This window comes from Halorubrum lacusprofundi ATCC 49239, from assembly GCF_000022205.1.
GTDB lineage: Archaea > Halobacteriota > Halobacteria > Halobacteriales > Haloferacaceae > Halorubrum > Halorubrum lacusprofundi.
Map to the genome: position 1 here is coordinate 1341448 of NC_012029.1, position 26580 is coordinate 1368027.

The 26580-nt window shown below is 68.4% G+C and carries 26 protein-coding genes; 17 read left to right on the forward strand and 9 right to left on the reverse strand.

Annotated features, from left to right (window positions below):
- The first annotated feature begins 308 nt into the window (after positions 1 to 308).
- Together HLAC_RS06580 and HLAC_RS06585 are read left to right on the forward strand one after the other, a co-directional pair.
- On the forward strand, positions 309 to 1481 hold the full coding sequence (locus HLAC_RS06580) for a M24 family metallopeptidase (RefSeq protein WP_015910062.1): 1173 nt from the start codon (positions 309 to 311) through the stop codon (positions 1479 to 1481).
- Between the two features lie 69 nt (positions 1482 to 1550).
- Positions 1551 to 2735 (forward strand): MFS transporter, encoded by a 1185-nt coding sequence (locus HLAC_RS06585; RefSeq protein WP_015910063.1) that lies wholly within the window; start codon positions 1551 to 1553, stop codon positions 2733 to 2735.
- Between the two features lie 50 nt (positions 2736 to 2785).
- Here HLAC_RS06585 and HLAC_RS06590 read toward each other — a convergent pair whose 3' ends face one another.
- Entirely contained in the window at positions 2786 to 3022 is a 237-nt protein-coding gene (locus HLAC_RS06590) for a DUF7120 family protein (protein WP_015910064.1), read from the reverse strand.
- Between the two features lie 393 nt (positions 3023 to 3415).
- Between HLAC_RS06590 and HLAC_RS06595 the strand changes: the two genes are divergently transcribed.
- The 11 genes from HLAC_RS06595 to HLAC_RS06645 are packed head-to-tail and all read left to right on the forward strand — an operon-like array spanning position 3416 to position 15309.
- The gene (locus tag HLAC_RS06595; protein ID WP_015910065.1) at positions 3416 to 4054 is read left to right on the forward strand and encodes a hypothetical protein; all 639 of its coding nucleotides are present in this window, start codon (positions 3416 to 3418) and stop codon (positions 4052 to 4054) included.
- The gene (locus tag HLAC_RS06600; protein ID WP_015910066.1) at positions 4054 to 4755 is read left to right on the forward strand and encodes a QcrA and Rieske domain-containing protein; all 702 of its coding nucleotides are present in this window, start codon (positions 4054 to 4056) and stop codon (positions 4753 to 4755) included. The genes HLAC_RS06595 and HLAC_RS06600 overlap by 1 nt, the downstream gene beginning before the upstream one ends.
- On the forward strand, positions 4755 to 6221 hold the full coding sequence (locus tag HLAC_RS06605) for a cytochrome b (RefSeq protein WP_015910067.1): 1467 nt from the start codon (positions 4755 to 4757) through the stop codon (positions 6219 to 6221). Before HLAC_RS06600 ends, HLAC_RS06605 begins: the two co-directional genes overlap by 1 nt.
- Complete coding sequence (locus HLAC_RS06610; protein ID WP_015910068.1) at positions 6214 to 6411, forward strand: DUF8120 family protein; 198 nt, start codon at positions 6214 to 6216, stop codon at positions 6409 to 6411. Before HLAC_RS06605 ends, HLAC_RS06610 begins: the two co-directional genes overlap by 8 nt.
- Positions 6408 to 9398 (forward strand): nitrate reductase subunit alpha, encoded by a 2991-nt coding sequence (gene narG, locus HLAC_RS06615; RefSeq protein ID WP_015910069.1) that lies wholly within the window; start codon positions 6408 to 6410, stop codon positions 9396 to 9398. Before HLAC_RS06610 ends, narG begins: the two co-directional genes overlap by 4 nt.
- On the forward strand, positions 9398 to 10519 hold the full coding sequence (narH, locus tag HLAC_RS06620) for a nitrate reductase subunit beta (RefSeq protein WP_015910070.1): 1122 nt from the start codon (positions 9398 to 9400) through the stop codon (positions 10517 to 10519). Before narG ends, narH begins: the two co-directional genes overlap by 1 nt.
- Complete coding sequence (locus HLAC_RS06625; RefSeq protein ID WP_015910071.1) at positions 10509 to 11360, forward strand: ethylbenzene dehydrogenase-related protein; 852 nt, start codon at positions 10509 to 10511, stop codon at positions 11358 to 11360. Before narH ends, HLAC_RS06625 begins: the two co-directional genes overlap by 11 nt.
- On the forward strand, positions 11357 to 12175 hold the full coding sequence (locus HLAC_RS06630; protein WP_015910072.1) for a molecular chaperone TorD family protein: 819 nt from the start codon (positions 11357 to 11359) through the stop codon (positions 12173 to 12175). Before HLAC_RS06625 ends, HLAC_RS06630 begins: the two co-directional genes overlap by 4 nt.
- Positions 12172 to 13089: a DUF8068 family protein gene (locus tag HLAC_RS06635; RefSeq protein ID WP_015910073.1), complete on the forward strand. Its 918-nt coding sequence runs from the start codon at positions 12172 to 12174 to the stop codon at positions 13087 to 13089. The genes HLAC_RS06630 and HLAC_RS06635 overlap by 4 nt, the downstream gene beginning before the upstream one ends.
- Entirely contained in the window at positions 13086 to 13922 is an 837-nt protein-coding gene (locus HLAC_RS06640) for a HEAT repeat domain-containing protein (RefSeq protein WP_015910074.1), read from the forward strand. Before HLAC_RS06635 ends, HLAC_RS06640 begins: the two co-directional genes overlap by 4 nt.
- Positions 13923 to 13971: 49 nt before the next feature.
- Positions 13972 to 15309, forward strand: a complete 1338-nt coding sequence (locus HLAC_RS06645) for a P-loop NTPase (protein WP_015910075.1) — start codon at positions 13972 to 13974, stop codon at positions 15307 to 15309.
- 679 nt (positions 15310 to 15988) lie between these two features.
- Here HLAC_RS06645 and HLAC_RS06650 read toward each other — a convergent pair.
- From HLAC_RS06650 to HLAC_RS06670, 5 genes are all read right to left on the reverse strand, one after another.
- Positions 15989 to 16591 carry a CDP-alcohol phosphatidyltransferase family protein gene (locus HLAC_RS06650; RefSeq protein WP_015910076.1) on the reverse strand — a complete coding sequence of 201 codons (603 nt, stop codon included), beginning with the start codon at positions 16589 to 16591 and terminating at the stop codon, positions 15989 to 15991.
- 26 nt (positions 16592 to 16617) lie between these two features.
- Positions 16618 to 17160 (reverse strand): adenylate kinase family protein, encoded by a 543-nt coding sequence (locus HLAC_RS06655; protein ID WP_015910077.1) that lies wholly within the window; start codon positions 17158 to 17160, stop codon positions 16618 to 16620.
- The gene (hisC, locus tag HLAC_RS06660) at positions 17157 to 18251 is read right to left on the reverse strand and encodes a histidinol-phosphate transaminase (protein ID WP_015910078.1); all 1095 of its coding nucleotides are present in this window, start codon (positions 18249 to 18251) and stop codon (positions 17157 to 17159) included. The genes HLAC_RS06655 and hisC overlap by 4 nt, the downstream gene beginning before the upstream one ends.
- 150 nt (positions 18252 to 18401) lie before the next feature.
- Positions 18402 to 19145: a fumarylacetoacetate hydrolase family protein gene (locus tag HLAC_RS06665; RefSeq protein ID WP_015910079.1), complete on the reverse strand. Its 744-nt coding sequence runs from the start codon at positions 19143 to 19145 to the stop codon at positions 18402 to 18404.
- Positions 19146 to 19215: 70 nt separating this feature from the next.
- Positions 19216 to 20274 carry a zinc ribbon domain-containing protein gene (locus HLAC_RS06670; RefSeq protein ID WP_015910080.1) on the reverse strand — a complete coding sequence of 353 codons (1059 nt, stop codon included), beginning with the start codon at positions 20272 to 20274 and terminating at the stop codon, positions 19216 to 19218.
- 101 nt (positions 20275 to 20375) lie between these two features.
- Between HLAC_RS06670 and HLAC_RS06675 the strand changes: the two genes are divergently transcribed.
- A complete protein-coding gene (locus HLAC_RS06675; RefSeq protein WP_015910081.1) occupies positions 20376 to 21122 on the forward strand; it encodes a metal-dependent hydrolase in 747 nt (248 codons plus the stop codon).
- A gap of 306 nt (positions 21123 to 21428) precedes the next feature.
- Positions 21429 to 21827: an OsmC family protein gene (locus HLAC_RS06680; RefSeq protein WP_015910082.1), complete on the forward strand. Its 399-nt coding sequence runs from the start codon at positions 21429 to 21431 to the stop codon at positions 21825 to 21827.
- An 87-nt stretch (positions 21828 to 21914) separates the two neighbouring features.
- Here HLAC_RS06680 and HLAC_RS06685 read toward each other — a convergent pair whose 3' ends face one another.
- Positions 21915 to 24542: a response regulator gene (locus HLAC_RS06685; RefSeq protein ID WP_015910083.1), complete on the reverse strand. Its 2628-nt coding sequence runs from the start codon at positions 24540 to 24542 to the stop codon at positions 21915 to 21917.
- A gap of 63 nt (positions 24543 to 24605) precedes the next feature.
- Positions 24606 to 24791 carry a hypothetical protein gene (locus HLAC_RS06690; RefSeq protein ID WP_015910084.1) on the reverse strand — a complete coding sequence of 62 codons (186 nt, stop codon included), beginning with the start codon at positions 24789 to 24791 and terminating at the stop codon, positions 24606 to 24608.
- Between the two features lie 184 nt (positions 24792 to 24975).
- On the opposite strand from HLAC_RS06690, the gene HLAC_RS06695 reads away from it, so the two are divergent.
- Positions 24976 to 25299 (forward strand): hypothetical protein, encoded by a 324-nt coding sequence (locus HLAC_RS06695; protein ID WP_049933372.1) that lies wholly within the window; start codon positions 24976 to 24978, stop codon positions 25297 to 25299.
- A 58-nt stretch (positions 25300 to 25357) separates the two neighbouring features.
- The gene (locus HLAC_RS06700; RefSeq protein WP_015910085.1) at positions 25358 to 25918 is read left to right on the forward strand and encodes a thioredoxin family protein; all 561 of its coding nucleotides are present in this window, start codon (positions 25358 to 25360) and stop codon (positions 25916 to 25918) included.
- 289 nt (positions 25919 to 26207) lie between these two features.
- On the opposite strand, the gene HLAC_RS06705 is transcribed toward HLAC_RS06700, so the two are convergent.
- Positions 26208 to 26441, reverse strand: coding sequence for a hypothetical protein (locus tag HLAC_RS06705; protein WP_237583034.1), 234 nt, complete (start codon positions 26439 to 26441; stop codon positions 26208 to 26210).
- Between the last annotated feature and the right edge of the window lie 139 nt (positions 26442 to 26580).

Sequence of the window (26580 nt, forward strand, 5' to 3'; positions counted from 1 at the left end):
GTTAGTTCAAGTGGAGGGAACGAAGGGACCGAGAGACGCATCTCGGTTGGTTTCCTCACCGTCATGTAAGCGTCGAACGTATTTAAATTCTTGGGGCAGTTTCGGATCGGAGAACGCACGATAGATCGGTTTAAAGGCCAGTTACGACGGGTATTCCCGGTTTTTTGGCTGACCTTAACGCCCACCGAATCCCATCGTCGATCGGCGACACGTACCTATATAGCTATTTCGCGGGAGAGCTGACCGACAGTCGGCCTCGCAGTTTCCGCGAGGACAACGGATTTGGGGGTCGGCCGAGCAGGTGCCGTATGAACCGCGCGCGACTCGACGACCGGCTCGCCGATCTCGACACGGACGGGTACCTGATCGACGCCTCGCAGGACGACGCCAACCAGCTGTATCTCTCCGGGTTCACCGGCCCCGACCCGTTCCTCACGCTGTACGCCGACGGCGAGATCCACGTTCTCGTCGGCGGACTGGAGTACGGTCGCGCCCGCAAGGAGGCGACCGCCGACACCGTCGAGCGCCACGCCGACTACGACTACGAGTACGGCGGCCGCGAGGCCCGCAACGACATGTACGCCCGGTTCGTTCGCGACAAGGGCGTCGAGTCCGTGTCGATGCCGCCGCGCGGCCCGGTCGGCACCGCGGACGCGCTCCGCGAGCGCGGGATCGAGGTCGCCGTCGACACCGACGACCGGATCCGCGAGGTCCGAGCGGTCAAGACCGACGAGGAGGTCGACGCGATCCGCGAGGCCCAGCGCGCTAACGAGGCGGCGATGCGGGCCGCCGAGGCGCTGATCGCCGGCGCCGAGGTGGCCGGCGAAGGTGACGACACAGAGACAGGTGTCCTGCTTCACGACGGCGATGCCCTCACCAGCGAGCGAGTGACCGAGGAGATCGAGGTGACGCTGCTGCGGCACGGCTGTGCGCTCGATCAGACGATCGTCGCCGGCGGCGTGCAGGCCGCGGACCCCCACGACCGCGGTTCGGGGCCGCTCCGGGCGGACGAGGCGATCATCGTCGACATCTTCCCGCGGTCGAAGGCGACGAAGTACAACGCCGACATGACCCGGACGTTCTGCGTCGGCGAGCCGCCAGCGACGCTCCGCGAGTGGTACGATCTCACCGAACGCGCGCTCGACGCCGCGCTCGACGCCGTCGAGCCGGGCGCGACCGGCGAGGATGTCCACGCGGCGGCCTGCGAGGTGTACGAGGACGCGGGCGAGCCGACGTTCCGGACCGACCCCGAGACGGAGACCGGATTTATCCACTCCACCGGCCACGGGGTCGGCCTCGACGTCCACGAGTCCCCGCGGCTCGCGAGCGGCGGCGAGGAGCTGGAGCCCGGCCACGTGATCACCGTCGAGCCCGGGCTCTACGACCCCGAGGTTGGCGGCGTCCGGATCGAGGACATCGTCGTCGTCACCGAGGACGGCTACGAGAACCTCACGGCGTACCCGATCGAGTTTGAGGTCTGATTGCACATCACACCCGGCCCCGCTGGCCGCGACCGGAACCCGCTTTGACCCGCGTCGAGAACGGCGACCGTGAACTGGCGGTACAAACACACCGCGCTCGCCCTCTGTACGCTCGCGTTCACCGCGACGATGGTCGCGCGGCTGGTTATCAGCCCGCTGATCCCGCAGATCCGCGCCGAGTTCGGCGTCACGAACGCGACCGTCGGGTTGGGGCTGTCGGGGATGTGGCTCGCGTACGCGCTCTCGCAGTTCCCCTCCGGCGTGCTCGGCGACCGCTACGGCGAGCGCACCGTCATTCTGGCCGCCGTCGGCGCCACCGCAGTCGCCTCCCTGCTCATCGCCGTCTCTCCGTCGATCCTCGCGTTCATCGTCTTCGCCGTCGTGCTCGGCGCGGGCGCCGGCCTCCACTACTCGGTAGCGACCACGTTCCTCGCCAAGCAGTTCGACAACATCGGCCGCGCCATCGGCGTCCACGTCGCCGGCGGCCCAATCGCGGGGCTCGCCGCCCCGCCCCTGGCCGCGCTCGTCGGATCCCGGTACGGCTGGCGCGCCGGTATCGCCCTCGGCGTCGCCGTCGCGGTCCCCGTGTTCGCCCTGTTCGCGTGGCGGGTGCGTCCCACCGAGCCGCTCCGGCCCGACCAGCCCGTGCGCGAGCGGTTCGCACTCGGGCCGCTCGCGGAGTTGCTCTCCCGGCCAGAAATTCTCTACACGACCGCGCTGTCGACGATGGGCGCGTTCACCTGGCAGGCGACCGCCTCCTTCCTCCCGTCGTTCTTGGAGTTCGGGACGGAGCTGTCCGCCGGAGTTTCGGCGCTGCTGTTCTCGCTGTACTTCCTCGTCCACGGCGCGACGCAGCCGGTGACGGGGTCGATGTCAGATCGGATCGGCCGCGACGCGACCGTGATGGCGACGATGGCCGCCGGAGTCGTCGGCTACGGGCTACTCGTCGCGGCGGCGGAGTTCGACTTCGGGCGTCCCATCACCGTCGTCGGCGTCGGCTTCGTCGGCCTCGCGATGTCGTGGGGCGCGCCGCTGCAGTCGCGGTTCATGGACCTCCTCTCCGACGCCGAGCGCGGCGCCGGGTTCGGGCTCGTCCGGACCGCCTACATGGTCGTCGGCGCGTCGGGAAGCGTCGTCGTCGGCGCGGTCTCCGACGCCGCCGGCTGGTCGGTCGCGTTCGGGCTGCTCGCTGGCGTGATGGTGCTCGGGCTGGCCGCGCTGCTCGCGAATCGACTGTTGCGGCTCGGGTATTAGCGGGCTGTCGCCAGTTTACAAGACGGAGTCAGTTAACGAGGAGAACCCGACTACAGCCGGTCGTCTTCGAGGCTTCCCGGGTCCTGCGCCGTGTCGAACATGTTGTTCTCGGCGCCATCAAGCATCTCGTCGCGGGGCTCGTCGTCAACGATGGAGACGTTGTACGCCTCGATCCCGGAGGCGATCAGGTCCTCAGCGGCCTGCTCCTCGGAGACGAACTCCTGTTCGGCGAGCTGCTGAAACTCCGCGTACACGTCGTCGGACAGATTCAGCTCGAAGGTGGGCATACGCATTCGTTCCGGCCGGACGCTTTTAAGCATTCCCTCGCCGGCGACCACCGCCTGCGGGCCGAAGTCGCGCCTCTGAGCCCAGACACCGGCAACAGGAGATCGGACGCGGTCCCGATCGACCTCGATCTGGCCCCGTCGACCGTCTCGGGATACCTCCGGCTCGTGACGGCGACCGTATTTAAACCGCCGAACAGTTCGGGAGTAGCTAGTTGTTTGTTTCTGGTCTAACAGTACGGTATGTCACGGCTCAGGAGAGCGTAATTAACATCTCCAGACGCCCAGAGGCATCGGGAACTCACGAGCGATCGCCGCGGCGGACGGCGGGCCGGCGCCGCGGAAACGCGTCCGTACCGCCGAGCCGGCTCATCGACACGATACACGATACACACAATGGATCGACGAACGATTGCCATCCTCCTCATCGTGCTCGCCGTGCTGCTACCGACGTGGTACGTCGGACTGCACGGTGAGCCGCCGTCGGAGGAGGTCAGGATCGACCAGAGCGTGAGCGAGATGCAACCGCTGGAGGGGTTCGTAGACACGCCGAACAAGCTCTCGCCGAGTCAGGTCGGCGTGATCGTCTGGATCGCGCTGCTCGGGCTTCTGGGAGCCATGGCGTTCTTCCACCGCTTCATGAATCGGGCCGCACGACCCGACCCGAGCGGCGGCGGCCCGGGTGATGCAGCCGACGCGACCGAAGCGGCCGCCACCGACGGCGGCGGGCTCGACGGACCGCCGCCAGAGGGGATGAACCGGGCGACGTTCCCGTGGTTCGAGACCGAAGACCGGTGGGTCGTCGAGTACCACGACGCGAGCGACGCCATCGAGGGGCTCGTCGCGATGGGCGGACTCACTGTCCTCGCCATCGTGTTCTCGGCGCTGCTCACCGCCGAGTACCTCACCTTGGCGCGGACCCAGTACTTCGGGGTCTACGCCTTCGGGCTGTTCATGTCGCTGCTGGGCTCGACGGTGTCGTACTACGCCTGGTTCATGCCCCACGTCGAAGTCGCCGAACGGAGGGACCACTGATGGGAGACGACGCAACCGATCCACGACAGACGCGAGCAGGAACCGACACTCATCTCGGCGACCGCGAGCTGTGCGACGCCTGCCCGGAGAACGACGACGGGCTCGCCGTCGACCCGAGCATCTACCGGCCGTTCTGGAAGGACGCGCGCGCCGAACTCAAACGGCGCGACTACGCGAAGGTCCTCGCGACGGTCGGCGGGATAACGGCGGTCGGAAGCCTCGTCGCCCCCGTCGCGGGGCTCACGCGGGTGTTCGACACCAAGTATCGGGGACCGGTGTACGAAGACGGGATCCCCCTCGTCGACGACGCTGGCGAGCGGATCGCGGAGGACCGCATCGCCCCGGGCGAACAGCTCACCGTCTTCCCCGAGCCGCGTCCGGGGATCGAGGACGCCCCGACGCTGCTCGTGCGCTTCGAGGAGTCGGCGTACGGCGACGAGGTGCGTGACGAGTACACCGTCGGCGGATACGCCGCGTTCTCGAAGGTGTGTACCCACGCGGGCTGTATGGTCGCCGACCGCGACGGCGACGTGCTCGTCTGTCCGTGTCACTCCGGCCGGTTCGATCCGGTGACGGGCGGGCAGGTCGTCGGGGGGCCGGCGCCACGAGCGCTCCCGCAGCTGCCGATCACGCTCTCGGGCGACGGGTACCTCGTCGCGACCGGGGACTTCCAGGGGCCGATCGGCCCCGGAGGCGAATGATGTCCCGGATCGACGCCGCGGTCGACCGAGCCGAGTCGGCGTACGACTGGGTCGACTCGCGGCTGGACCTCGACGACGCGAACGACTTCCTCGGGAAGGCGTTCCCGGCGGAGGATTCGTTCCTCCTCGGCGAGGTCGCGCTGTTCTGTTTCGGTATCCTCGTCTCGACCGGAACGTTCCTCGCGTTCTTCTACGAGCCGAGCACGGCCGCCGTCGAGTACGGCGGCAGCGTCGCGCAGTACCAGGGTCAGGAGATGCCGGCCGCGTTCAAAAGCGTCCTCAACATCACCTACGACGTGCCGTTCGGGATGTTCCTGCGGCGCATGCACCACTGGGCGGCGCACCTGTTCGTCGCGTCGATAGCGTTGCACATGCTCCGCGTGTTCTTCACCGGGGCGTACCGCAACCCGCGCGAGCCGAACTGGCTCGTCGGGACCGGCCTCGCCGGGCTAGCGATGTTCGCCGCGTACACCGGCTACTCGCTCCCGTACGACGAGTTCGCGAGCACGGCGGTCGGTATCGGCTACAACGTCGCCGCCTCGATCCCGATCGTCGGCGACCCGCTCGCGAGCATCGTCTTCGGCGGGCAGTTCCCGACGAGCGCGACGATCCCGCGGCTGTTCTTCCTCCACGTCTTCCTCATTCCGGCCGCGATCGCGGGGCTCATCGCCGTCCACATGGCCATCCTCGTCCGGCAGAAACACACCGAGGCGCAGCGCGACGAGGACGTGGCCGCCGCGGGAGGGGGCGGTGGTACCGCGAAGACGGGCGGGAGCGCCGAGGCGACCGACGGCGGCGCCCGCCTGATCGACCGCGACGATGACAGCGTCGTGATCGGGCTCCCCGCGTTTCCGAACCAAGCCGCGGTGAGCGCGGTCGTGTTCTTCCTCACGATGGCCGTGCTTTCGCTGCTCGCCGGCCTGCTCCCCGTCCACAACATCGCCCAGTACGGGCCGAACGACCCGGCGTCGACGCCGTCGCTCGTCATGCCGGACTGGTTCCTGATGTGGGGGTACGGATTCTTGAAGCTCACCCCCTCGTGGATGAGTTTCGACGTGCTTGGCGTGCACATTAGCTCGGAGTTCGTGGGCGGGCTGTTCCTCCCGAGTCTCGTGTTCGTCGCCGTGGCGGTCTGGCCGTTCATCGACCGCGCGGAGAAGCCGGAACACTTCACCCGGAACTATCTCGACCGGCCGTTCCCGACCGCGGTCGGCATCCTCGGCGTCACGCTCGTCATGGTCGCCTCCATCGCCGGGATGGACGTGATCGTCGCCGAGATTCTCGGCACGTCGACGGCCGTGCTCCGGCCGTACCTGATCGCGGCGCTCGTGCTCGTCCCCGCCGCGGCCGGCACGCTCACCTACGCGATCCTCGGCGGCTTCGAGGACGGTTCGGGGGCGGGCGGCGAGGAGGCGACGACAGACGATCGACCGTCGTCGGCCACGGAGGGATCGAGCGATGACTGAGTCGAGCACGTTCCGGCTGGCCGAGCTGTCGCCGCGCCGGTACCGCTGGGCGGATCGAGCGACGAAACTGGCCGGCGTGGGGCTGATCGCCGTCGGACTCGACGCTGGCGGCGGCACGCCCGCGGGCGTCGCGTTCGCGGCGCTCGGCGTCGCGCTCGGCCTCGCGACCGTTCTCATAGAGAAACAATGACTGACACGACAAACACGTCCGACGAATCGACACGCGACGAGTCCGGTACCGCGCGCCGCGACTTCCTGAAGGGGGCCGGGGTGGCGGCCGCCGTCGGCGCCACCGGCTTGGGCTCCGCGCAGGACCTCACCGAGATGACCGCGCTGGAGGTCGTCGACGACCCGATCGGCAACTACCCGTACCGCGACTGGGAGGACCTCTACCGCGAGGAGTGGGACTGGGACGGGAAGGCCCGCTCGACGCACAGCGTCAACTGCACGGGCAGCTGCTCGTGGCAGGTGTACACGCGGAATGGGCAGGTGTGGCGCGAGGAGCAAGCCGGCGACTACCCCCGATTCGACGAGTCGCTCCCGGATCCGAACCCGCGGGGCTGTCAGAAGGGAGCGTGTTTCAGCGACTACGTGAACGCCGACCAGCGCGTCACGCACCCGCTCCGTCGGACCGGCGAGCGCGGCGAGGGGAAGTGGGAGCGGATCTCCTGGGACGAGGCGCTCACCGAGATCGCCGAGGAGGTCATCGACGCCGTCGAGGACGAGGAGTACGACGCGATCAGCGGCTTCACCCCGATCCCGGCGATGAGCCCGGTCTCGTTCGCCTCTGGGAGCCGCCTCGTCAACCTGCTCGGCGGCGTCAGCCACTCCTTCTACGACTGGTACTCCGACCTCCCGCCGGGACAGCCGATCACGTGGGGGACCCAGACCGAGAACGCCGAGAGCGCGGACTGGTACAACGCCGACTACATCATCGCGTGGGGCTCGAACATCAACGTCACGCGGATCCCCGATGCGAAGTACTTCCTCGAAGCCGGCTACGACGGCGCCAAGCGCGTCGGCATCTTCACCGACTACAGCCAGACGGCGATCCACTGCGACGAGTGGATCGGCCCGGAGCCCGGCAGCGACACGGCGCTCGCGCTCGGGATGGCGCGCACCATCGTCGACGAGGGGCTCTACGACGAGGAGCATTTAAAAGAGCAGACGGACATGCCGCTGCTCGTCCGCGAGGACACCGGGAAGTTCCTCCGCGCGAGCGAGGTGTCCGGGCTGAGCGTCGACGCCGACCGGCCGGAGAAGGTGTTCGTCATGCAGGACGCCGACGGCACCCTCCGGACGGCGCCCGGATCGCTGGGCGAGCGCGACGGACAGCACGACCACTCCGTGAGCATCGAGCTCGACTTCGACCCCGAACTCGCCGTCAAGCGCACGGTCGGCACGACCGACGGCGACATCGAGACGCGCTCGGTGTGGCTGAATCTCCGCGACGAGCTGTCGGAGTACACCCCCGAGCGCGTCAACGAGATCACGGGCGTCGGCCGGCAGACTCACCAGAAGATCGCCCGCGAGTTCGCCGAAGTCGACCGCGCGAAGATCATCCACGGGAAGGGGGTCAACGACTGGTACCACAACGATCTGGGGAACCGTTCGATCCAACTGCTCGTCACGCTCACGGGGAACCTCGGCCGACAGGGAACGGGTCTCGACCACTACGTCGGCCAGGAGAAGATCTGGACGTTCAACGGGTGGAAGAACCTCTCGTTCCCGACCGGAAGCGTCCGGGGCGTCCCGACGACGCTCTGGACGTACTACCACGCCGGGATCATGGAGAACACCGACCCGGACACGGCGGCGAAGATTCGGGAGTCGATCGACAAGGGGTGGATGCCGCTGTACCCGAGCGAACGCGACGACAGCGGCCGCCCGGACCCCCGAGTCATGTTCGTCTGGCGCGGGAACTACTTCAATCAGGCCAAGGGGAACATCGCGGTCGAAGAGGAGCTGTGGCCGAAGCTCGATTTGGTCGTCGACATCAACTTCCGGATGGACTCGACGGCGCTCAACAGCGATATCGTCCTGCCGACGGCGAGCCACTACGAGAAACACGACCTCTCGGAGACGGACATGCACACCTACGTGCACCCGTTCACGCCGGCGGTCGAGCCGCTGGGCGAGTCGAAGACCGACTGGCAGATCTTCCGCGATCTCGCCGCGAAGATACAGGAACTGGCCGCGGACCGCGGTACGGAGCCGGTCGACGATCGGAAGTTCGACCGCCAGATCGACCTCCAGTCGGTCCACGACGACTACGTCCGCGACTGGCTCGACGACGAGCCCGGTGCGCTGTCCGAGGACAAGGCGGCCGCGGAGTTCATCCTCGAGAACTCCGAGGAGACGAACCCCGAGGGGACCGACGAGCAGATCACGTTCGACGAGATCGACGAACAGCCCAAACGGCTCCTCGAAACCGGCGACCACTGGTCGTCGGACATCGAGGAGGGCGAGGCGTACACGCCGTGGAAAGACTACGTGCAGGACAAGAACCCGTGGCCGACGTTCACGGGGCGACAGCAGTACTACATCGACCACGACTGGTTCTTGGAGCTCGACGAGCAGCTTCCGACCCACAAGGAGGCGCCGGTGTTACAGGAGAAGTCGGAGTACCCGCTGGGGTACAACACGCCCCACAGCCGCTGGTCGATCCACTCGACGTGGCGCGACAGCAGCAAGATGCTCCGGCTGCAGCGCGGCGAGCCGACCGTCTACCTCAACCCCGACGACGCCGAGGAGCGGGGGATCGAGGACGGCGACACCGTGCGGGTGTACAACGACCTCGACTCGGTCGAGGTGCAGGCGAAGATCTACCCGAGCGGGGAGCCCGGCACCGTCCGGCACTTCTTCAGCTGGGAGCGGTTCCAGTACCCCGACCGCAACAACTTCAATTCGCTCGTCCCGATGTACATGAAGCCGACGCAGCTCGTCCAGTACCCCGAGGACACGGGCGAGCACCTCCACTTCTTCCCGAACTACTGGGGTCCGACCGGCGTGAACAGCGACGTTCGGATCGAGGTCGAGAAGGTCGAAGAGGGGGCAGCGTCGCTCGACGCCGGTTTGCTCGGAGAGTCGGCGACGGAGTTGGAGTCGCCCGATTCGGGCTCGAAATCGCGCGGCGCGTTGGGTCGCGTCTCGGACCTGCTCGGAGGTGACGACTAATGAGCAAGACCACCGAGGATGCGACCCGCCAGACCGACGACGACGCTCGCCAGACCGACGACACGGTCCGCCAGACCGACGACGGCGACGTGTCGCTCGCGGAGGGCGTCGATCATCAGGTCGCGATGGTGATGGACCTGAACAAGTGCATCGGCTGCCAGACGTGTACGATCGCGTGTAAGACCAACTGGACCGAGTCCGGGGGCCGCGAGTACATGTACTGGAACAACGTCGAGACGAAGCCCGGCGCCGGCTACCCCCGCGACTGGGAGGAGTTGGGCGGCGGCTGGGACGAGGAGGGGCAGTCCCGAACGCCCGGCGAACTCCCGGAGAAGGAGGACTACGGTCGTGCGTGGGACTTCAACCACGAGGCGATCATGTACGAGGGGAGCGACGAGCCGCTCCGCCCCATGGAGAACGCCGACTGGGGGCCGAACTGGGACGAGGACGAGGGTGCCGGCGAGTACCCCAACTCCTACTACTTCTACCTCCCCCGGATCTGCAACCACTGTACGCACCCCTCCTGCGTCGAGGCGTGCCCGCGCTCGGCGATCTACAAGCGCGAGGAGGACGGGATCGTCCTCGTCGATCAGGACCGCTGCCGCGGCTACCGGTACTGCGTCGAGGGGTGTCCCTACAAGAAGGTGTTCTACAACGCACAGACGAAGACCAGCGAGAAGTGCATCTTCTGTTACCCCCGGATCGAAGGAGAAGGGCCGGAGGGCGAGGTGCGGCCCCCGTCCTGCGCCGAGGACTGCCCGCCGCAGCTCCGGCACGTCGGCTTCCTCGACGACGAGGACGGTCCGATTCACAAGCTCGTCAACGAGTACGAGGTCGCCTTACGGCTCCACCCCGAGTACCGGACCGAGCCGAACGTCTACTACATCCCGCCGTACGCGCCGCCACAGACCTCCGAGAGCGGCGAGACGGTGGACGCCAACCGGATTCCGCGCAACTACCTGGAAGAGCTGTTCGGCCCGGAGGTCGAGTCGGCGCTCAACACGATCACCCGCGAGCGGGAGAAGGCCGAGCGCGGCGAGGAGAGCGAACTCATGGAGATCCTCTCGACCGTGAACAACGACGACCAGTACCGGTTGGAGGTGTTCGACGATGACGGCTGACGACGCGAGAGCCGGCAGCGGACTCCGATCGCGGGAACTCGCCGTGGCGGCCGCCCTCGCGCTCGCCGTCGTGGTCGCGACCGCGGCGTTCCCGATGATCGTCGACGCTCGCGCGGCCTACGAGATTCCGGTCGAGCAGCAGGCGGGCGCCGGCGACCTCGCGGAGCCGACCGGGGACGCGTGGGAGTCGGTCGAGACCGTGAGCGTCCCGCTGAGCAGCTCCGGCGCGGCGGTGCCGGGCGGCACCGAAACCACGGTCGAGTCCGCCAGCGTCGCGGCCGCGCGAACGGACGAGCGGCTCTACCTCCGAATGTCGTGGAGCGACGGGACGGCGAACACGTCGACCGATTCGCTGCGCGAATTCGCCGATGCCGCCGCGGTCCAGCTTCCGGTCTCGTCCGAGGAACGGCCCCCGATCGCGATGGGATCGACCGACAACCGGGTGAACGTCTGGTACTGGAACGGAGCCGACGGAACGGAGTCGCTACTCGCCGGCGGCGCCGGCAGCACGACACAGATCCGGGAGTCGACGGTGGAGACGAACGCGACACACACCGGCGACCGATGGACCGTCGTGTTCAGCCGGCCGCTCGCGTCAGACCGCGCGAACGTGACCGACATCGACGCCGACGAGGACATGAACGCCGCGTTCGCGGTCTGGGAAGGGTCGAACGACGAGCGCTCCGGCCAGAAGGCGGCCAGCGAGTGGTACTACCTCTCGCTCGGCCCGAACGAGGGCGGGGCGCCGTACGAGACGGTGCTGTGGGGGATCGCCGGCATCGCCGTCGTGTTCACCACGCTCGTGACCGTCGAGGGCGTCCGCCGAACGAGGGGTGAGTGACCGTGTCGGAACCGATCTCCGAACACGACGGGCCCCGATTCGACGAGGAGTTACCGAGCGGCGCGATCGACGACGAAACCGTCGCCCGCGGGAGCGTCTACGCGCTCGCTGCGGCGGCGTTCACCGAGCCGAGTCAGGGCGTCTACGAGCACTTCGCCGACGGCTCGCTCGACGACGCCGTCGCGACGCTCGTCGAGCAGAGCGGCCTCGACGTCGAGCCGCCGGACCTGACCGTCGAAGACGACCGCGAGACGCTCGCGGCTCGGTACAACGACCTGTTCGTCGTCGGCTACTCCGAGGTGATCGACGGGACGGACGGGACGGTCGAGAATCAGGGGCCGCCGGTGTCGCTGTACGAGTCGACGTACCGCTCGGACGTGTCGTGGAACGACGTGAACCTCGATCTCGCCCGGGCGTACGAGCACTTCGGATGCGAGATCGGCGGCGACGAGCGCCGCCACCACGACCACGTCCGACTGGAGCTCGAGTTCGCGGGGTATCTCTGTCGGCTGGCCGCCGCGGGCGACAACGCAGACAGCGGTGCCGACGCCGCCGAGCCAGCCAACCTCGACCGGGCGCGGCTCGACTTCCACGACCGACACCTCTCCGTCCTCGCGTCGGGGCTTCGAGACGCCATCGACGAGGAACCCGGAACGAGCGTCTACGGACGCCTCGCGCGCTTCCTCGACGCGTTCGTCGCCGCCGACGTCGACGATCTGGCGGTCCGGCTCGACGCCGGCGTCGGAAGTGATCGCGAGCACGCGGTCGCTGACGGTCCGGACGGAGACGGGGCCGACGGAGGTGGTCTGTCGTGAGTTCGCCGACGAAACGCGCGACTGCGCGAGCGACCTCACCGCGGTCCCCCGGTCGCTTCGGCGGTCGCGTGGGCTCGGTCGGCCTGCTCGCCGCCGTCGCCGTCGGGGTCGCGACCGCGATCCGCGTGCTGTACAACGCGCCGTTCGAGCCGGTCGCGTTCCCGCCCCGACTGGTCCCGGCTGTCGGGACGGTCGCGGCGCTCGCGTCCGGGGTCGCGCTCGCGGCCGTCGGGCTCTCGACGGAGCGTCCCGTCGTTCGCGTCGGACTCCTGTTCGCCGGGGTGTTCGGCGTGCTCGCGACGGTCTCCGGTGCGGCGACGGTCGCTGCGGCCGTCGCGATTCCGGTCGGCGCGGCGCTCGCGTTCGCCCGCGCAATGGGGCCGCCAGAAACCTACTTCGAGCTTCGACGGGGCGTCATCGCGCTGACGTTCGCGCTCGCCGTCGGGCTCTCGCTCGCCGCGACGGCCGGACTCGTTGGGTCCCCCTTCCGAGCGGCCGGATCCGCCGCGTTCCTCGCGGGGGTGACCCTCCTCGCGGTTCGGGCCGAGGGCGACCCGGTCGCCCTCGGTGCCGGCGCACTCGCGTTCGCGGGGGTCGTCGCCGCGAGCGCCGCCGCGCCGTACGTTACCGGGAGCGCGCTGCTCGCCGGATTCGCCGTCGTCGGGAGCCCGCACCTGCTCGTCGCGACCGCCGCGTTCGGCGGGGTCGCTGCCGCCGTTTCCGGGTTCCGCGGCGGCGACGCGCGGCTCGCGATCGGCGCGGTCCTCCTGCTTCTCGCGGGCGTCCCCGCGACGCCGGGGGCCGCGACCGCCGTCTGTCTCGGCGCGGCGCTCGCGGTGCTCGACGCGGACGAGTTCTTCGGGAAGGCGGACGGGCCGGACGAACCGAACGCTACCGAGGTGAATACCCGATGAGAGACCCTGACGAGGCGACTGACGGACCCACCGACCCGCGCGTCCACCCCGAGGAGAGCCCCGGATTCGGCGAGGAGCCCGACGGGCTCGAAGACATCGAGGTGAGTCGCGACGTGACGATCGGCGACGCGAGCCCCCGGGAGCTACAGGCGACCGACACCGCGCCGCTCCGCGGGACCGACGCCGCCGAGAAGATCGCGGACCTCGTCGACGGCGATCCCGTCGAGCGCCGGCGGGCCGCGCTGGCGCTCGGCGAGGGCCGACCCACCGAGGCCTCCCTCGACGCGCTGATCGAATACGGCCTCGCGGACGACGACGCCGACGTGCGCCAGTTCGCAGTCGAGGCGCTCGGCGAACTCGGCGGCGAGCGCGCCGGCGAAGCCGCGGTCGCAGCGTGTGACGACCCCGACCCGTGGGTCCGCGCTGAGGCCGTCGTCGCGCTCGACCGGATCGGCCGGAGCGAGCACGCGCCGACCATCGAGACGGCGCTCGACGACGACCACCACGCGGTCGTCAGGAACGCGATGGTCTCGCTGTTCAAGCTGCGCGGCGAGGCGCTGTGCTCCGTCCTGCTGGAGCTGTCGCACGCGGACAGCGAGCGCCTCCGAGAGTGGGCGGTCCACCTGCTCGCCGGCGTCGACGACGAGCGCGCCACATCCCGCCTCGACGCGGTCGCGAACGACGAGACGCAGTCGAAAGTCGTCCGGAGCACCGCCGTCCGCGCGCTCGACGCCGACCCCGGGAAGTTCCGGCGGCAGTTCAGCGGCGGCACCGAAAACGACAGCGCGGACCTACCCGGCGAGAGCACGCTCAACCGCCGACCGGACCTGTGAACCGCTCGGGTCCGGAATCGGCGACGACACTGACACCGACACCAATACCATGACAGATCCCACCGCAGATATCTCAGACGACGCCGTCGACGCCGACGAAACCGACGAAACGGACGAACCGAACGCTCAGAAATCATCCGCCGATGCCGTAGAGGTGGCGCTCCGGAAGGTCCGGGACCCGGAAGCCGGCGTGAGCGTATTCGAGGCCGGCGTCGTCGAGGACGTGACGGTCGCGGATGAGACCGCAACGATCACCGCGGACCTGCGGGAGTTCCCGCGGGACGCCGTCGAGCGGGTGTCGGCCGCCATGGTACGCGCCGCCTCGGACGCGCCAGGCGTCTCGAACGCGCGCGTCGAGCAAGTCGACCCGAGTCCGGACCTCGACGGGCGGTCGTCGGGGATCGAGACCGCGGACCGGGTGATCGCGGTCGCGAGTACGAAGGGCGGCGTCGGGAAGACGACGGTCGCGACGACGCTGGCGTGCGCGCTCGCAGCGGGTGACAGCGACAGTCAGGGTTCCCCCTCGGTCGGACTCTTCGACGCCGACATCTACGGGCCGAACGTCCCCGAGGTGATCGGTGCGAGCGGCCCCGTCTACAGCGACGACGACGGAAACCCCGTCCCGGTCGACGCCGGCGGGCTGGAGGTGATGAGCATGGCGCTGCTCTCGGACGACGGCCCGCTCGCGTGGCGGGGTGCGATGGCTCACGCCGCGCTCTCGGACCTGTTCGAGACCACCGCGTGGAGCGGCCCGGACACCGTCGTCGTCGACATGCCGCCGGGAACGGGCGACGTGGCGCTGACCACCTTACAGGAGGTGCCGGTTGACGGCGTCGTCCTCGTCACCACGCCGTTTCACGCCGCCGTCTCCGACACCGGTCGGGCGCTGGAGCTGTTCGAGGAGAACGACGTGCCCGTGCTCGGCGTCGTCTCGAACATGGGCGAGTTCGTCTGTGACGAGTGCGGCACGCCCCACAACCTGTTCGGCGGCGACGACCCCATCGAGGCGCTCGATATGCCGATCCTCGCGGAGCTCCCGTTCGATCCGGAGATGCAGTCGACGCCGGCGCCGAGGGCCGACGCGCTCCCCGAGCACGCCGACGATCTGGCCGCCGCCGTCGACGAGCGCTACGAGGAGGTCTGGTCGGTCGATCCGCCCGCGGACGCCGTCGACCTGCGCGGGCTCGACCCGGAGACACGCACGGAACGCGTCGAAGAACGGTTCCGCGAACTCGACGCCGGTGAGGAGTGTTTCATCGTGAGCGATCGCGACCCCGCGCCGGTCCGGGGGTTCCTGCTGGATCTGGTCGACGCCGACGAACTCCCGAGTTTCCGCGTCAAGCGGCAGAACCCGGAGACGTGGTTCGCGCGAGCGACGCGACCGTAATCCTTCTTCGCGGCTCTGTTGGGAGTATCCGGCTCTATTGAAATCCTATTCTTCAAACACATTATCGCCTGAAACAGCCGGTCGGTGGGGACTGCGAACTACACGAGGAGACCTGCAAGAGCAGTTACAGCGATGACCAGTCCACCAACTGCTTCTTCGTAATTCCGTTGGTATCCGCTATACGAAGATAGCGCGAGAGAACCAATAGCGGCGACAAGTAGGTGGATCTGTGGAGATGTAATCACGTCCACTAATATTCAGATGACCCGTATATATCTTTTCCAAGGCCAGAATCAAAGCGTGAGGCAGATCCTCTGTACTGACCGCAGGGGAAACAATACATGTCACTTTCTAAGGGTTTCAACAGAGCCGAGTATCCGTAATTGATCCATTTCCTCCCGGTCCCGATCGATACAGGCACAGCGGTGAACGATAGCGGGAGTGGGTGTTGCTGTTCGTTTGCGACGACAGGGTGTTTAAATAACTGTACGCGACGGTGACGGTCACTTATAAATGACGACGCGGTGGCGTCGCCGGCGGCTTTGCCGCCGGCTGCAAGCGAGAGCTTCGCTCTCGCCCTGCCGCGAGTCGTCGCGGCTGGGGCTTTAGAAGAGTTCACCGCGTCATCGATGAGTTATAAACAGTCGATAGCGACACCATTCCACGGAGCCGTCTTCCCTTATAAATCGCTCCAGGCACCGAGGAACCGCTGGACCGCGGTCAGGTGTCCGACGGCCGCGAACAGCGCCAGCAGGAGACCGACGACGTTCAGGCCGGCGACGATCGGCGCCGAGTAGACGGCGGCGACGACGCCCACGATCCCCATCAGCGCGAGCCGGTCGGCGCGCCCGAGCAGGCCGCCGTACTCCCGACCGATGCCGACCGCCTGAATCTGCGTGCCCATGTACGATGTCATCAGCACGCCGGTCACCGCGGCGAAGCCGAGCGCGTACGACTCGATCCCGACCGTGAATCCGGCGATCACCGCGATGTCGGCGTAGCGGTCGAGGACGTGATCGAGGAGGTCGCCGCCGTCGGAGGAGACCTCGAGGTGGCGCGCGAGCGCGCCGTCGACGAGGTCGAGCCAGCCGTTGAGCAGGACGCAGAGCGCCCCGACGAGATAAAAGACGGGCTCACCGACCGCGAACGCACCGGCGGCCGCGACCGCGACGCCGAACGCGAGGACGCTCACTTGGTCCGGCGAGAGCCCGATCTTTGCCGCGGCGCGCACCCACGGCCCGAGCAGGCGGTCCGCGACCGAGCGGTACTGGTCGAGGGTCATCTATCGATCCGACGGTCGCGGCGGGCTCATATATAATCCATGAAGTCGACGGTCCCCGCGCTCGGCTCGCGATCGCCCTCGATCGCCGCGCGGATCGCGTCGGCCACGGACTCCGGGTCGCGGTCAGTGGTGTCGATCTCGTAGACGTTGTCCATGCCGTGTTCGGCGACCGCCTCCGAGAGGATCACGTCGAGCGCCTCGCTCTCCGCATTTTCCTCGGCGGTCGCGTCCGACTCGCCACGCTCGCGGAGCCGCCGCTCGATCGTCTCCGGGTGACACCGGAGGACGACCACGCGGTCGACGTCGAACCGGTGCGCGAGGTGGGAGTCGAGCACGCCGGACCAGTCGCCGAGGTGCTCGCGGACCGCGTCGAGGTCGGCGACGAGCGTGTCCCGGTCGGCGTCGCGCTCGGTCCAGAGGTCGTCGTCGCCTTTAATGCGGTCGTTAAGATGGATCACGTCGTACTCGTCAGCGAGCAGTGCCGTCGCGGTCGACTTGCCGGTTCCCGGGGTGCCGGTGACCGCGACGCGGATTGGGGAGTCAGCTTCGTCGCGCTCGGTCCCGCTCACGCTCGAACACCCAACCCGAGGTCCGCGAGCGTCTCGTTGAGCCGGGCGACGGCCTCGCGGGTCCCCTCGCGCGTCCCGGTCGAGATCCGGACGTGGTTCGGGAGCCCGAAGGAGGTACAGTCGCGGATGATGACGCCGCGCTCCTGCGCCTCCTCGGCGACCCGCTCCGCGTCGCCGACCTCGGCGAGCACGAAGTTCCCGGCCGACTCGACCGTGGGGGCGTCCAGTTCGTCCGCGATGTACTCGCGCGCCCAGCGTGCCGTCTCGACCGACTCCGCGACGTGCTCCTCGTCGTCGAGGGCGGCGAGCGCGGCCCGGCACGCGAGTTCGTTCGCCGCGAAGGGAGTGTTGACCCGAGCGTACGCCTCGCCCCACGCCTCCGGGACGACGCTGTACCCGATCCGGAGCCCGGCGAGGCCGTACGCCTTCGAGAAGGTGCGCAGCACCGCCACGTCGTCGCGCTCGTCGACCAGCGGGATCGCGCTGTCGACCTCGGCGAACTCCCCGTACGCCTCGTCGACGACGACGAGCGTCTCCTCGGCGGTCGCGTCCGCGATCGCCCGCACCTCGTCGAGGGGCATGACCGAGCCCGAGGGGTTGTGCGGCGACGTGAGGTAGACGATCCGCTCGCCGCCGTAGGCGCTCAGCACCGTCTCGGCGTCCTGCGCGAAGCCGTCGTCGGGAGAGAGCGCGTACTCAGAGACCTCGCCGTGGTGGTACCGGGCGGACATCGCGTAGTAGGCGAATCCCGGTTCCGGCACGAGCACCTCGTCGCCGGGCTCCAACGCGGCCCGCGAGAGGTAGTCGATCGAGCCGTCGGCGCCCGGCGAGACCCACACCTGCTCGGTCGACACGTCCCACTTCTCGGCCAGCTTCGCGGTGAGGTCGGTGTGCGAAGATTTCGGGTACTGGTGGACGCGGTCGGCGTGCTCGCGGATCGCGTCGACGGCCGCCGGGCTCGGCCCGTGGGGGTTCTCGTTCGAGGAGAGCTTGATGAGGTCGTCGGGGTCGAGCCCGCGGTCGCGGGCGACCTCCTCGACGCCCCGACCCGGCACGTACGGCGAGTGATCGGAGAGATCCCGTGGTTGCATGGGCGTCGATCCGGGCGGGGCGCTCTTAAGAGTGACCGAACCGATCGTTCACCGGAAACGCGGTGTGTAATCCAGCGACACGGGGCAAGGAGGAGCGGTCGCCTAGTCGCGAGAAAACGTCCGCGTGGTCGGCGAGAAACGGTCGCGTTCTCAGGGCACGCGCACGTCGTGTTCGAGCGTTCCGACGCCCTCAATCTCGACTTCGACGGTGTCGCCGTCTGAGAGGGCGCCGACGCCCTCTGGCGTCCCGGTCGAGATCACGTCGCCCGGCTCTAAGGTGAGGTAGGTCGTGATCTCCTCGATCAGCGTCGGCACGTCGAACATGAGGTACGAGCGGTCGCTCGACTGCTTCGTCTCGCCGTTGACGCGGAGCTCGACGCTCGCGTCGGCCGGCACCTCGTCGGGGGTCGCCATCACGGGGCCGAGCGGCGCGGCGCCGTCGAACGCCTTCCCGCGCACCCAGTTCTGCTCGCGGTCCTGGTCGTCGCGGTTCGACACGTCGTTCATGCAGGTGAACCCGGCGACGACGTCCATCGCGTCGTCGGCGTCGACGTCTTTGCACTGTTCGCCGATGACGACCGCGATCTCGGCCTCCCAGTCGATCCGGTCTTTCCCCGCGGGGACCGTGATCTCGTCGCCGTGGCTCGCCAGCGCGTTCGGCGGCTTCAAGAAGAGGAGGGGCCGGTCCGGCACGTCGTTGTCGAGCTCGGCGGCGTGGTCGGCGTAGTTGCGGCCGATACAGACGATCTTCGTCGGCTCCGCGGGCGGGAGCACGTCGATCGCGGGGTCGTCGAGGGCGTACTCCTCGCCCGCGAAGGCGACGGTGTCGGTCTCGGGGTCGTACGTTCCCTCGCGGATCGAGCCGGCCGGGTCGCGGAATCGCGCGTGGTGCATACCGGCCCATCGAACGGACTGATAAAAGGATTGCCGGAGGCCGTTCGGTGCGAGCGGGCGGGTCGATCGATCAGCGCTCTCGCTCCCGCTCCCGCTCCGTCTCCTCGTCCCGTCCGAACTCGGAGTCGTCGAATTCGGAGTCGTCGAACTCGGAGTCGTCGAGGCTGACATCCGGATCGATCGCCGTCTCGTCGGCGTCGCCGCCGAACAGCTCCGCGCGGGCGCAGCCGGCGCAGTAGTGGTTGCACCGCAGCGAGTGGGTCCGAATCGGGACGCCCGCGACGACCGTCTCGTCGCGGCGCCGGCGGACGACGCCGCGCTCGAACGCCTCGCCGCAGACGACGCAGGGCGCCTCGGTCCGCTCCGTCGACGGGGTGATCCGGTGGTCGACGGTGCGGATTCGGCCGAACCGGGAGAGGCCGTGTCGGCGGTCGAGCCGCCGCTCAGCGGGCGGAGACAACGCCAGCCCGAGCGCGGCGAACGCGAGCCCGAACAGCGCGCCGAGGCGCGCTCCCTGCCCGACCGCGACGGCGGCGATCCCGAGCCCGACCAGCAGGAGAATGCCGCCCAAGAGGTAGCCGGAGAGGGCGACGAGCGGGTCGCCGTCGCCGGGCGCCCCCAGTTCGCCGTCCGGGAGCGGGCCGTCGGAGACGCTGAGCCGACGCGTCTCCGCCAGCTCGGCGTAGTTGTACCAGCCGTACAGCAGGTTCCCGACGCCGCCGGTCGTCAGGAGGAGGAGGACGTGGGCCGGGATCGAGCCGATGTCCCTGGCGACAAGCACGACCCGGTCGCCGTGGTCCTCGGTGAGCTCCCAGCCGTCGTCGAGGTGGTCTCGTACTCGGACGCGGAACTCGCGTCGGGCGTCGGAGTCGGCGGTGGGATCAGGGGGGCCGGCTGTCGGGGGCTCGGCCCTCCCGCACCGCGTTCCGCAGTTCGCGCAGAACTCGGCGGCGGGCGCGACGGGCTCGCCGCACTCCGTGCAGTAGGCGGCTGAGGCGTCGTCCCGCGATTCCGCGGCGCGCAGGTCGGCGCCACAGCCCGGACAGAAGTTCGCGCCGGGCGTGACCGCCCGATCGCACTCGCGACACCGATCGGTCCGCGACGGGGCGTCGTTCCGCTCGGAGGGCATCGACAGGCGGTTCGTTCGGTGAGCGGTTAACTCCTCTCCCGGAGAGAGCCGGCCGCGGCGTCGGTTTTTATTACGACTCGCCGAGATGTTCAAGCCGTATCATGGAACTTACTTGGCACGGCCACTCGACGTGGCACGTCGTCGTCGACGACACCGAACTCCTGATCGATCCGTACTTCGACAACCCGAAGACCGACGTCGATCCGGAAGAGCTCGACCCCGACTACCTCCTCTTGACCCACGGTCACTCCGATCACATCGGCGACGTGGACCGCTACGAGGGCGCGACAGTGGTCGCCACCCCGGAGCTGACGGGGTACATCCAGGAAAACTTCGGCCACGAGAACGCCGTCGGCGGGATGGGGATGAACATCGGCGGCACCGTCGAGTGCGGCGACGCGTGGGTGACGATGGTCCGCGCGGACCACTCGAACGGGATCGACACGGGCTACGGCACCTCCGCCGGGATGCCGGCCGGGTTCGTCATCGGCGACAAGAAGCCGACCCAAGAGTCCGACCCCGACTGCACGACGTTCTACCACGCCGGCGACACCGGGCTGATGTCCGAGATGGTCGACGTGATCGCGCCGTACCTCGAACCCGACGCCGCCGCGCTGCCGACGGGCGACCACTTCACGATGGGGCCGGCCGGGGCCGGCATCGCCGCCGACTGGGTGGGCGCCGACGTGGTGTTCCCGATGCACTACGACACGTTCCAGCCGATCGAGATCGACACGCGCGAGTTCGTCAACGAGGTGAAGGCGGCCGGCGCCGCGGCCGAGCCCGTCGTCCTCGAGGGCGACGAGACGTACGTGCTGGAGAACGAATTCGGTAGCGACGGCGACTGATTCGGCACGGCGAGCCGCGAGTCGGTCCGCAGCCACGACCGTTTTTTCGCGTGACAGCGCGACCGAAGAGTCGCAAGACATCGGGGTTCGAACGACGATCCGGAAGTCGCTCGCGGACCTCGCCGTGGCGCTGTCGTTCCCCCTGCTGCTCGACGGGACCAGGTCGGCGGCGGACGTTCGCGGCGACGACTGAGCGAGCAGGCGACGACCGAGCCCGTCGGTAACGGTGCGCCGTCCCTCGACGCGCCTCACGACGTGCCGATGCCGGTAACCTTTATCCTCGCGAGACCGAACCGGAGGACGACTATGGCAGACATCGAGACATCCACCGTTTCCGAGGAAGGCTACGCCTGCACGAGTCAGGTCGGCGAGTTCGACCTGCAGATCGACGCGACCGACGAGACGGGGCCGAACCCGAACGCCGCGCTCGTCGCGACATACGCCTCCTGTTACCTCCCCGCGTTCCGCGTCGGCGGGAGCCAGCGCGGCGAGGAGGAGCTCGGTAAGGTCCAGATCGACGCGAGCGCGGTGCTCGACGACGACGACGACCTCGAGTCCATCGCCTTCGACGTCCACGTCGCGGCCGACCTCGACGACGAGACCGCGACCGACATCGCCGAGCGCGCCGAGGGCATCTGTCACGTCCACAGCGCGCTGCGCGACGACCTCCACGCCGACGTCAGCGTCTACCCGGGCGCGTTCTGAGGCGGCGACTCGACACTTCAACCGGTTTTTTCGCGACGGCGTCCTCCGGCCAGCCACGCGATCAGCGGGACCGCCGTCGGCGAGGGGTCACGGTCGCTCGACGCCGGTGAACTCGAAGCGAGCGCCGCCGTCGGCGCCCGCCGTCAGCGTCACCTCCCAGCCGTGGGCCTCCGCGATGCGCTCGACGATGGCGAGCCCGAACCCGGTTCCCGACTCGGAGGTCGTGTGACCGCTTTCGAACACCTCATCGCGCCGGTTTTCAGGTATTCCGGGACCGTTGTCGGCGACGTAGAACCCGTCCGAAAGGTCGCCGACGACGACGCGGTCCCCGCCGTGTTCGGCCGCGTTCCGGAAGAGATTCTGGAGCAGGCGTTTGAGCCGGCCGGGGTCCGCGAGCACGTCGCCCTTGGTCTCGACGGCGACCTCGACCGAATCGTCTGCGTCGTCTCCGGCGTCGGCTCCATCGCCACCTCCGTCGTCGCCGATCGAGCCGAACGCGTCGGTCGCGTGCCGGGTCGCCAGTTCGCCGAGGGAGACGGGGTCGACCGACCCCACGGCGTCGCCCTGCCGGGCGAGGGTGAGCACGTCGGCGATCAGTCGCTCCATCTCGTCAAGCGCGGTGTCACAGCGCTCGAAGTACGACTCGTTACCCGTCTCCCGGGCGAGACGGAGGTAGCCGGAGAGCACGTTGAGCGGGTTCCGGAGGTCGTGCGAGACGATGCTCGCGAACTCGTCGAGCCGCTCGTTTTCGCGTTCGATCCGGCGCTCGTACGCCTTCCGCTCCGAGATGTCGCGGCTGGTGGCGAGGAACCGGTCTTCGCCCTGCACGTCGACGCGACGGATCTGCACCTCCACCGGGAAAGTCGTGCCGTCGGCACGCCGGAACGTCGTCTCCAGCCGGTGCGTCTCGCCCATCTCCAAGCTCTGCCAGACGTCGATCGCCTCCGCAGGGTCCATGTCCGTGTCGATCTCCCAGACGTCCATCTCCACGATCTCCTCACGGTCGTAGCCGAGCTCGGCCGCCATCACCGGGTTCGCGTCGACGATCTCGCCCGCCTCATCGTGGATGTTGATCATGTCCGGCGAGTCCTCGTAGAGGGCCTCCAACCGAGCCGAGGTGCGTTCGAGATCCCGCTGACGGCGGCGTTTTTCGGTCACGTCGCGGGCGATGCCGAGCACCCCGTCGAACTCGCCGTCGATAACGAGCCGCTGGAAGCCGAAGTCGACGATCGCGTCGGACCGGACGGGAAAGTCGAGTTCGACCGTTCCAGACAGGGTCTCGCGGTCGCCCGCGACCAGCGCCGCGAACGGATCGTCCTCGCTCCTCTCGCGGAGCCGCGCGACGAGCGGGCTCTGCCGACCGATGAGTTCCTCGGGGGTCGAGTCGTACACGTCGACGATCCGGTCGTTGACGACCGAGAACCGCCCATCGGCGTCGTAGACGGCCACGGAGTCGGGGAGCTCGTCGACGAGCCGCCGGTAGCGCTTCAGGTCGCGTTCGCGCTTTTTCTCCTCCGTCACGTCGATGTGGATCCCGACGGCGCGAACCGGCTCTCCCTCGTCGTTGCGCTCGACAACGCGGCCGCGGTCTCGGATCCACTTCCACTCGCCTCCCTTCGTCTCCATCCGGTAGTCGCACTGGAATTGCTCCGTCGCACCGGAAAAGTGCGCCTCCAGCGCCGACCACACGGCGCTGAGGTCGTCGGGGTGGACCCGCTCTTCCCACCCCGCGAGATCGAAGGCGATCTCCGACCGATCGTAGCCCAGCATGCTGGCCCACCGCTCGTCGAACCGCACCTCATCGGTGCGGATGTTCCAGTCCCACACGCCCGCATCGGCGCCCTCGACGGCGAGCCGGAGCCGCTCGGAGAGTTCGCGGAGTTCGCGCTTGCGCTCCTTCTCCTCGGTCACGTCGCGGAAGTACACCGAGAGGCCGGTGTCGGAGGGATACGCGTCGATCGCGAGATCGAGATCCGGGCCGGCGAAGTGGAACTCGAAGGCGGTCGGTTCCCCGGTAGCCATCGCGTCGCGGAACTGCTCCTCCAGTTCGGTCCCGCGAAGAGCCCGGAACCGGTCCCAGATCTGGTCGCCGAGCAGGTCCTCGGCGTCGCGTGGGAGCAGCTCTGCCGCCCGCTTGTTGAGGTAGGTGAGCCGCCAGGACTCGTCGATACCGCAGAACGCGTCCGTCATCCGGTCGAGATGCTCCGTCACTCGACGCTCGGTGTGGGACCGAGACACAGCGTAGTCGACACGGGACGCGAGTGTCGCGTAGGGGTCGTCGTTGCTCTCGTTGTCGTCGGGAGCGTCTGGGGCGTCGGGGGCGTCGGGGGCGTCGTTGTCACCGCCCACCGGAAGGTACTCGTCGACGCCCGCAGCGACCGCCTCGCTCGCGATCGCCTCCGATCCACGGGCCGTGAACAGCACGAAGGGGAGGTCGCCGACGCGCTCGCGGACGGTACGAAGGAACTCGACACCGTCCATCCCGGGGAGGTCGTAGCCGCTGACGACGCAGTCGACCGGCTTGCGATCGACGACGCTGAGCCCTTCGGCCGCGTCCTCGGCCCGCGTCACCTCGAACCGGTCGGCCCGATCCTCGATGCCCGCTGCCGCGCGGTCCCCGACCGCCAGTTCGTCAGCGACGAGGAGCACCCGGGCCGGCTCGGACCGCGCGTCCGCCGCGAGCGCGTTCGACTGTTGTCCATCCCGTTTCGTCATTCGTTCGTGTGTCTATTACCCGACATAGTAACTATGTTCATTTCACATGTCAGGTCGCATCCGTCACGCCGACGCGTACGCGACGACGGCGCTGGACGCCGCGTACCCGATCGCCGCCGCGACGACGCCCGCGACGAGCGCGACCGCGAACTCCCGGGCGACCGCGAACGCGATCAGGAACCCGGCCATGCCGACCGCGTTCGCGCACAGCAGCCGGAGCGTTCGGTAGGACGGTTCTCGGGGAGACATACCCGGCGTATGAGGTCGCGAAGCAAAAAGGCACGAGTCACCGGCAGGTCGCGAGTCGCCGACGGAGCACGGGCCGTCGGCCGAGCGCCCGCGGCTGACCGCAACCCGGGACGGTTTCGGACAGGGAACGGCCCCGGGTCGAAGCGTGGAACGGTTTAGGGCAGATGGCGCGGCCAGCGGCTCCATGCGATCGCGAGACGATCCGACTGAGCGGCGGCGACGACCGAGCGCCCGGGAGCCGACGCGTCCTCACCGAGGAGCGGGACGGGGATGGCGCGGCCTCGAGTCCCGAGAGGAGGTATCGCAGACGGTCGTTCCGGGAGCGACGCTCATCGCGGTCGCGGCCCTCGCGGCGGTATGGGCGGCGAGCGGACTCCTCCGGGAGCGGTCCCTCGCGATCGCGGTGCTCCTCGTCGCGGCGGGGTGCTGGCTGGGCGCCATCGTCGTCGCGCACGTCGCGGCCGGGGTCGCGGCCAGGGTTGCGCATCGCTCCGGGACGAGTCGATGACTCCCACCGGCGCGAGACCCGCGGAACGATTTTGGGGTCGGCGCCGGAATGGGCGTGTATGGTCGCGATGGAATCCGACTCGGAGCTCGACCGCGGCGACGCCGCGCCGGCGTTCGAGCTACCGGGCACCGACGGCGAGACGTACACGCTCGACTCGTTCGACGCGGACACCCTGCTCCTGGTGTTCACCTGCAACCACTGCCCGTACGCGCAGGCGAAGTTCGACCTCCTCAACGATCTGGCGGCCGAGTACGACGACCTGGCCGTCGTGGGCATCAACCCGAACGACGCCACGGAGTACCCCGACGACTCCGTCGAGGCGATGCGCGAGCGCGTCGCCGACGGCACGATCGCGTACGACGCCTACCTCCGCGACGAGACCGGCGAAGCGGCGGACGCGTACGGCGCGGTCTGTACCCCCGACCCGTTCCTGTTCGGCCGCGACGGCGATGCGTTCCGGCTTCAGTACCACGGCCGGCTTGACGACGCGTTGAACCCGGACGACGAGCCGACCGAGTTCTACATCCGTGACGCCGTCGACGCGGTCCTCGCGGGCGAGGAGGTCGAGGTCCCGGACCGCCCCTCGCGAGGCTGTTCGATCAAGTGGCCGGATGAGTGAGGTAGGGAGATCGGCGGCGCTTTTTAAGTGAATGATGGTGCGTCGGAGCCGCCGGAAACGGGGACGTTGGAGACGACTACCGTCGATCTGCCGACGGGATTTATAAGAGATCGAAGCGGTTTCGAGCAGCCGTCGCCAGTTCAGTGTCAACTGCGAACGAACGAGCGCCAACGACTTCTGCGAACGAACGAGCGCCAACGACTTCTGCGAACGAACGAGCGCCAACGACTTCTGCGAACTTCCCGATGCCGTCGTCGACTACTCGTCAATACCGCAGCGAGAACGTGTACTACGTGTTGGGTGGTTCGATCTTGGTAGAGTCTGGCAGTTCTTTCAAATCTCCCTCGAAGAGGAGTGCCACCCGTTCGTTGGGCTCAAGACCGTCAACGAGGAGACCAAACTCATTCTTCCCGAAGAACGCACGGACGTCGGGTTCGGTCTGATCTGCCGTTGACCGTTCACAGACGAGTTCGAGTGTTCCAGTTTCGTCAGCGCGGATGATCATTTGTGTGAGTTGTGTCATCAACCCACGTACGATCGCTGGTTGTATATCTCCTTGGGTCTGCTGCCTCCTCGTAGCAGAGTACCCGCATCTGTCCGAAGATCATTCGCACGCGATCCCAGTCAGTTCCTGAGAGGGTCACCAAGACCAGATAGCTAGC

Bases quoted from the DNA above. Each gene is read 5' to 3' on its own strand.
- HLAC_RS06580 (WP_015910062.1), top strand. From the start codon at position 309: ATGAACCGCGCGCGACTCGACGACCGGCTCGCCGATCTCGACACGGAC.
- HLAC_RS06590 (WP_015910064.1), bottom strand. From the start codon at position 3,022: ATGCCCACCTTCGAGCTGAATCTGTCCGACGACGTGTACGCGGAGTTT.
- HLAC_RS06595 (WP_015910065.1), top strand. From the start codon at position 3,416: ATGGATCGACGAACGATTGCCATCCTCCTCATCGTGCTCGCCGTGCTG.
- HLAC_RS06600 (WP_015910066.1), top strand. From the start codon at position 4,054: ATGGGAGACGACGCAACCGATCCACGACAGACGCGAGCAGGAACCGAC.
- HLAC_RS06605 (WP_015910067.1), top strand. From the start codon at position 4,755: ATGTCCCGGATCGACGCCGCGGTCGACCGAGCCGAGTCGGCGTACGAC.
- HLAC_RS06610 (WP_015910068.1), top strand. From the start codon at position 6,214: ATGACTGAGTCGAGCACGTTCCGGCTGGCCGAGCTGTCGCCGCGCCGG.
- narG (WP_015910069.1), top strand. From the start codon at position 6,408: ATGACTGACACGACAAACACGTCCGACGAATCGACACGCGACGAGTCC.
- narH (WP_015910070.1), top strand. From the start codon at position 9,398: ATGAGCAAGACCACCGAGGATGCGACCCGCCAGACCGACGACGACGCT.
- HLAC_RS06625 (WP_015910071.1), top strand. From the start codon at position 10,509: ATGACGGCTGACGACGCGAGAGCCGGCAGCGGACTCCGATCGCGGGAA.
- HLAC_RS06640 (WP_015910074.1), top strand. From the start codon at position 13,086: ATGAGAGACCCTGACGAGGCGACTGACGGACCCACCGACCCGCGCGTC.
- HLAC_RS06645 (WP_015910075.1), top strand. From the start codon at position 13,972: ATGACAGATCCCACCGCAGATATCTCAGACGACGCCGTCGACGCCGAC.
- HLAC_RS06650 (WP_015910076.1), bottom strand. From the start codon at position 16,591: ATGACCCTCGACCAGTACCGCTCGGTCGCGGACCGCCTGCTCGGGCCG.
- hisC (WP_015910078.1), bottom strand. From the start codon at position 18,251: ATGCAACCACGGGATCTCTCCGATCACTCGCCGTACGTGCCGGGTCGG.
- HLAC_RS06665 (WP_015910079.1), bottom strand. From the start codon at position 19,145: ATGCACCACGCGCGATTCCGCGACCCGGCCGGCTCGATCCGCGAGGGA.
- HLAC_RS06670 (WP_015910080.1), bottom strand. From the start codon at position 20,274: ATGCCCTCCGAGCGGAACGACGCCCCGTCGCGGACCGATCGGTGTCGC.
- HLAC_RS06675 (WP_015910081.1), top strand. From the start codon at position 20,376: ATGGAACTTACTTGGCACGGCCACTCGACGTGGCACGTCGTCGTCGAC.
- HLAC_RS06680 (WP_015910082.1), top strand. From the start codon at position 21,429: ATGGCAGACATCGAGACATCCACCGTTTCCGAGGAAGGCTACGCCTGC.
- HLAC_RS06685 (WP_015910083.1), bottom strand. From the start codon at position 24,542: ATGACGAAACGGGATGGACAACAGTCGAACGCGCTCGCGGCGGACGCG.
- HLAC_RS06690 (WP_015910084.1), bottom strand. From the start codon at position 24,791: ATGTCTCCCCGAGAACCGTCCTACCGAACGCTCCGGCTGCTGTGCGCG.
- HLAC_RS06695 (WP_049933372.1), top strand. From the start codon at position 24,976: ATGCGATCGCGAGACGATCCGACTGAGCGGCGGCGACGACCGAGCGCC.
- HLAC_RS06700 (WP_015910085.1), top strand. From the start codon at position 25,358: ATGGTCGCGATGGAATCCGACTCGGAGCTCGACCGCGGCGACGCCGCG.
- HLAC_RS06705 (WP_237583034.1), bottom strand. From the start codon at position 26,441: ATGACACAACTCACACAAATGATCATCCGCGCTGACGAAACTGGAACA.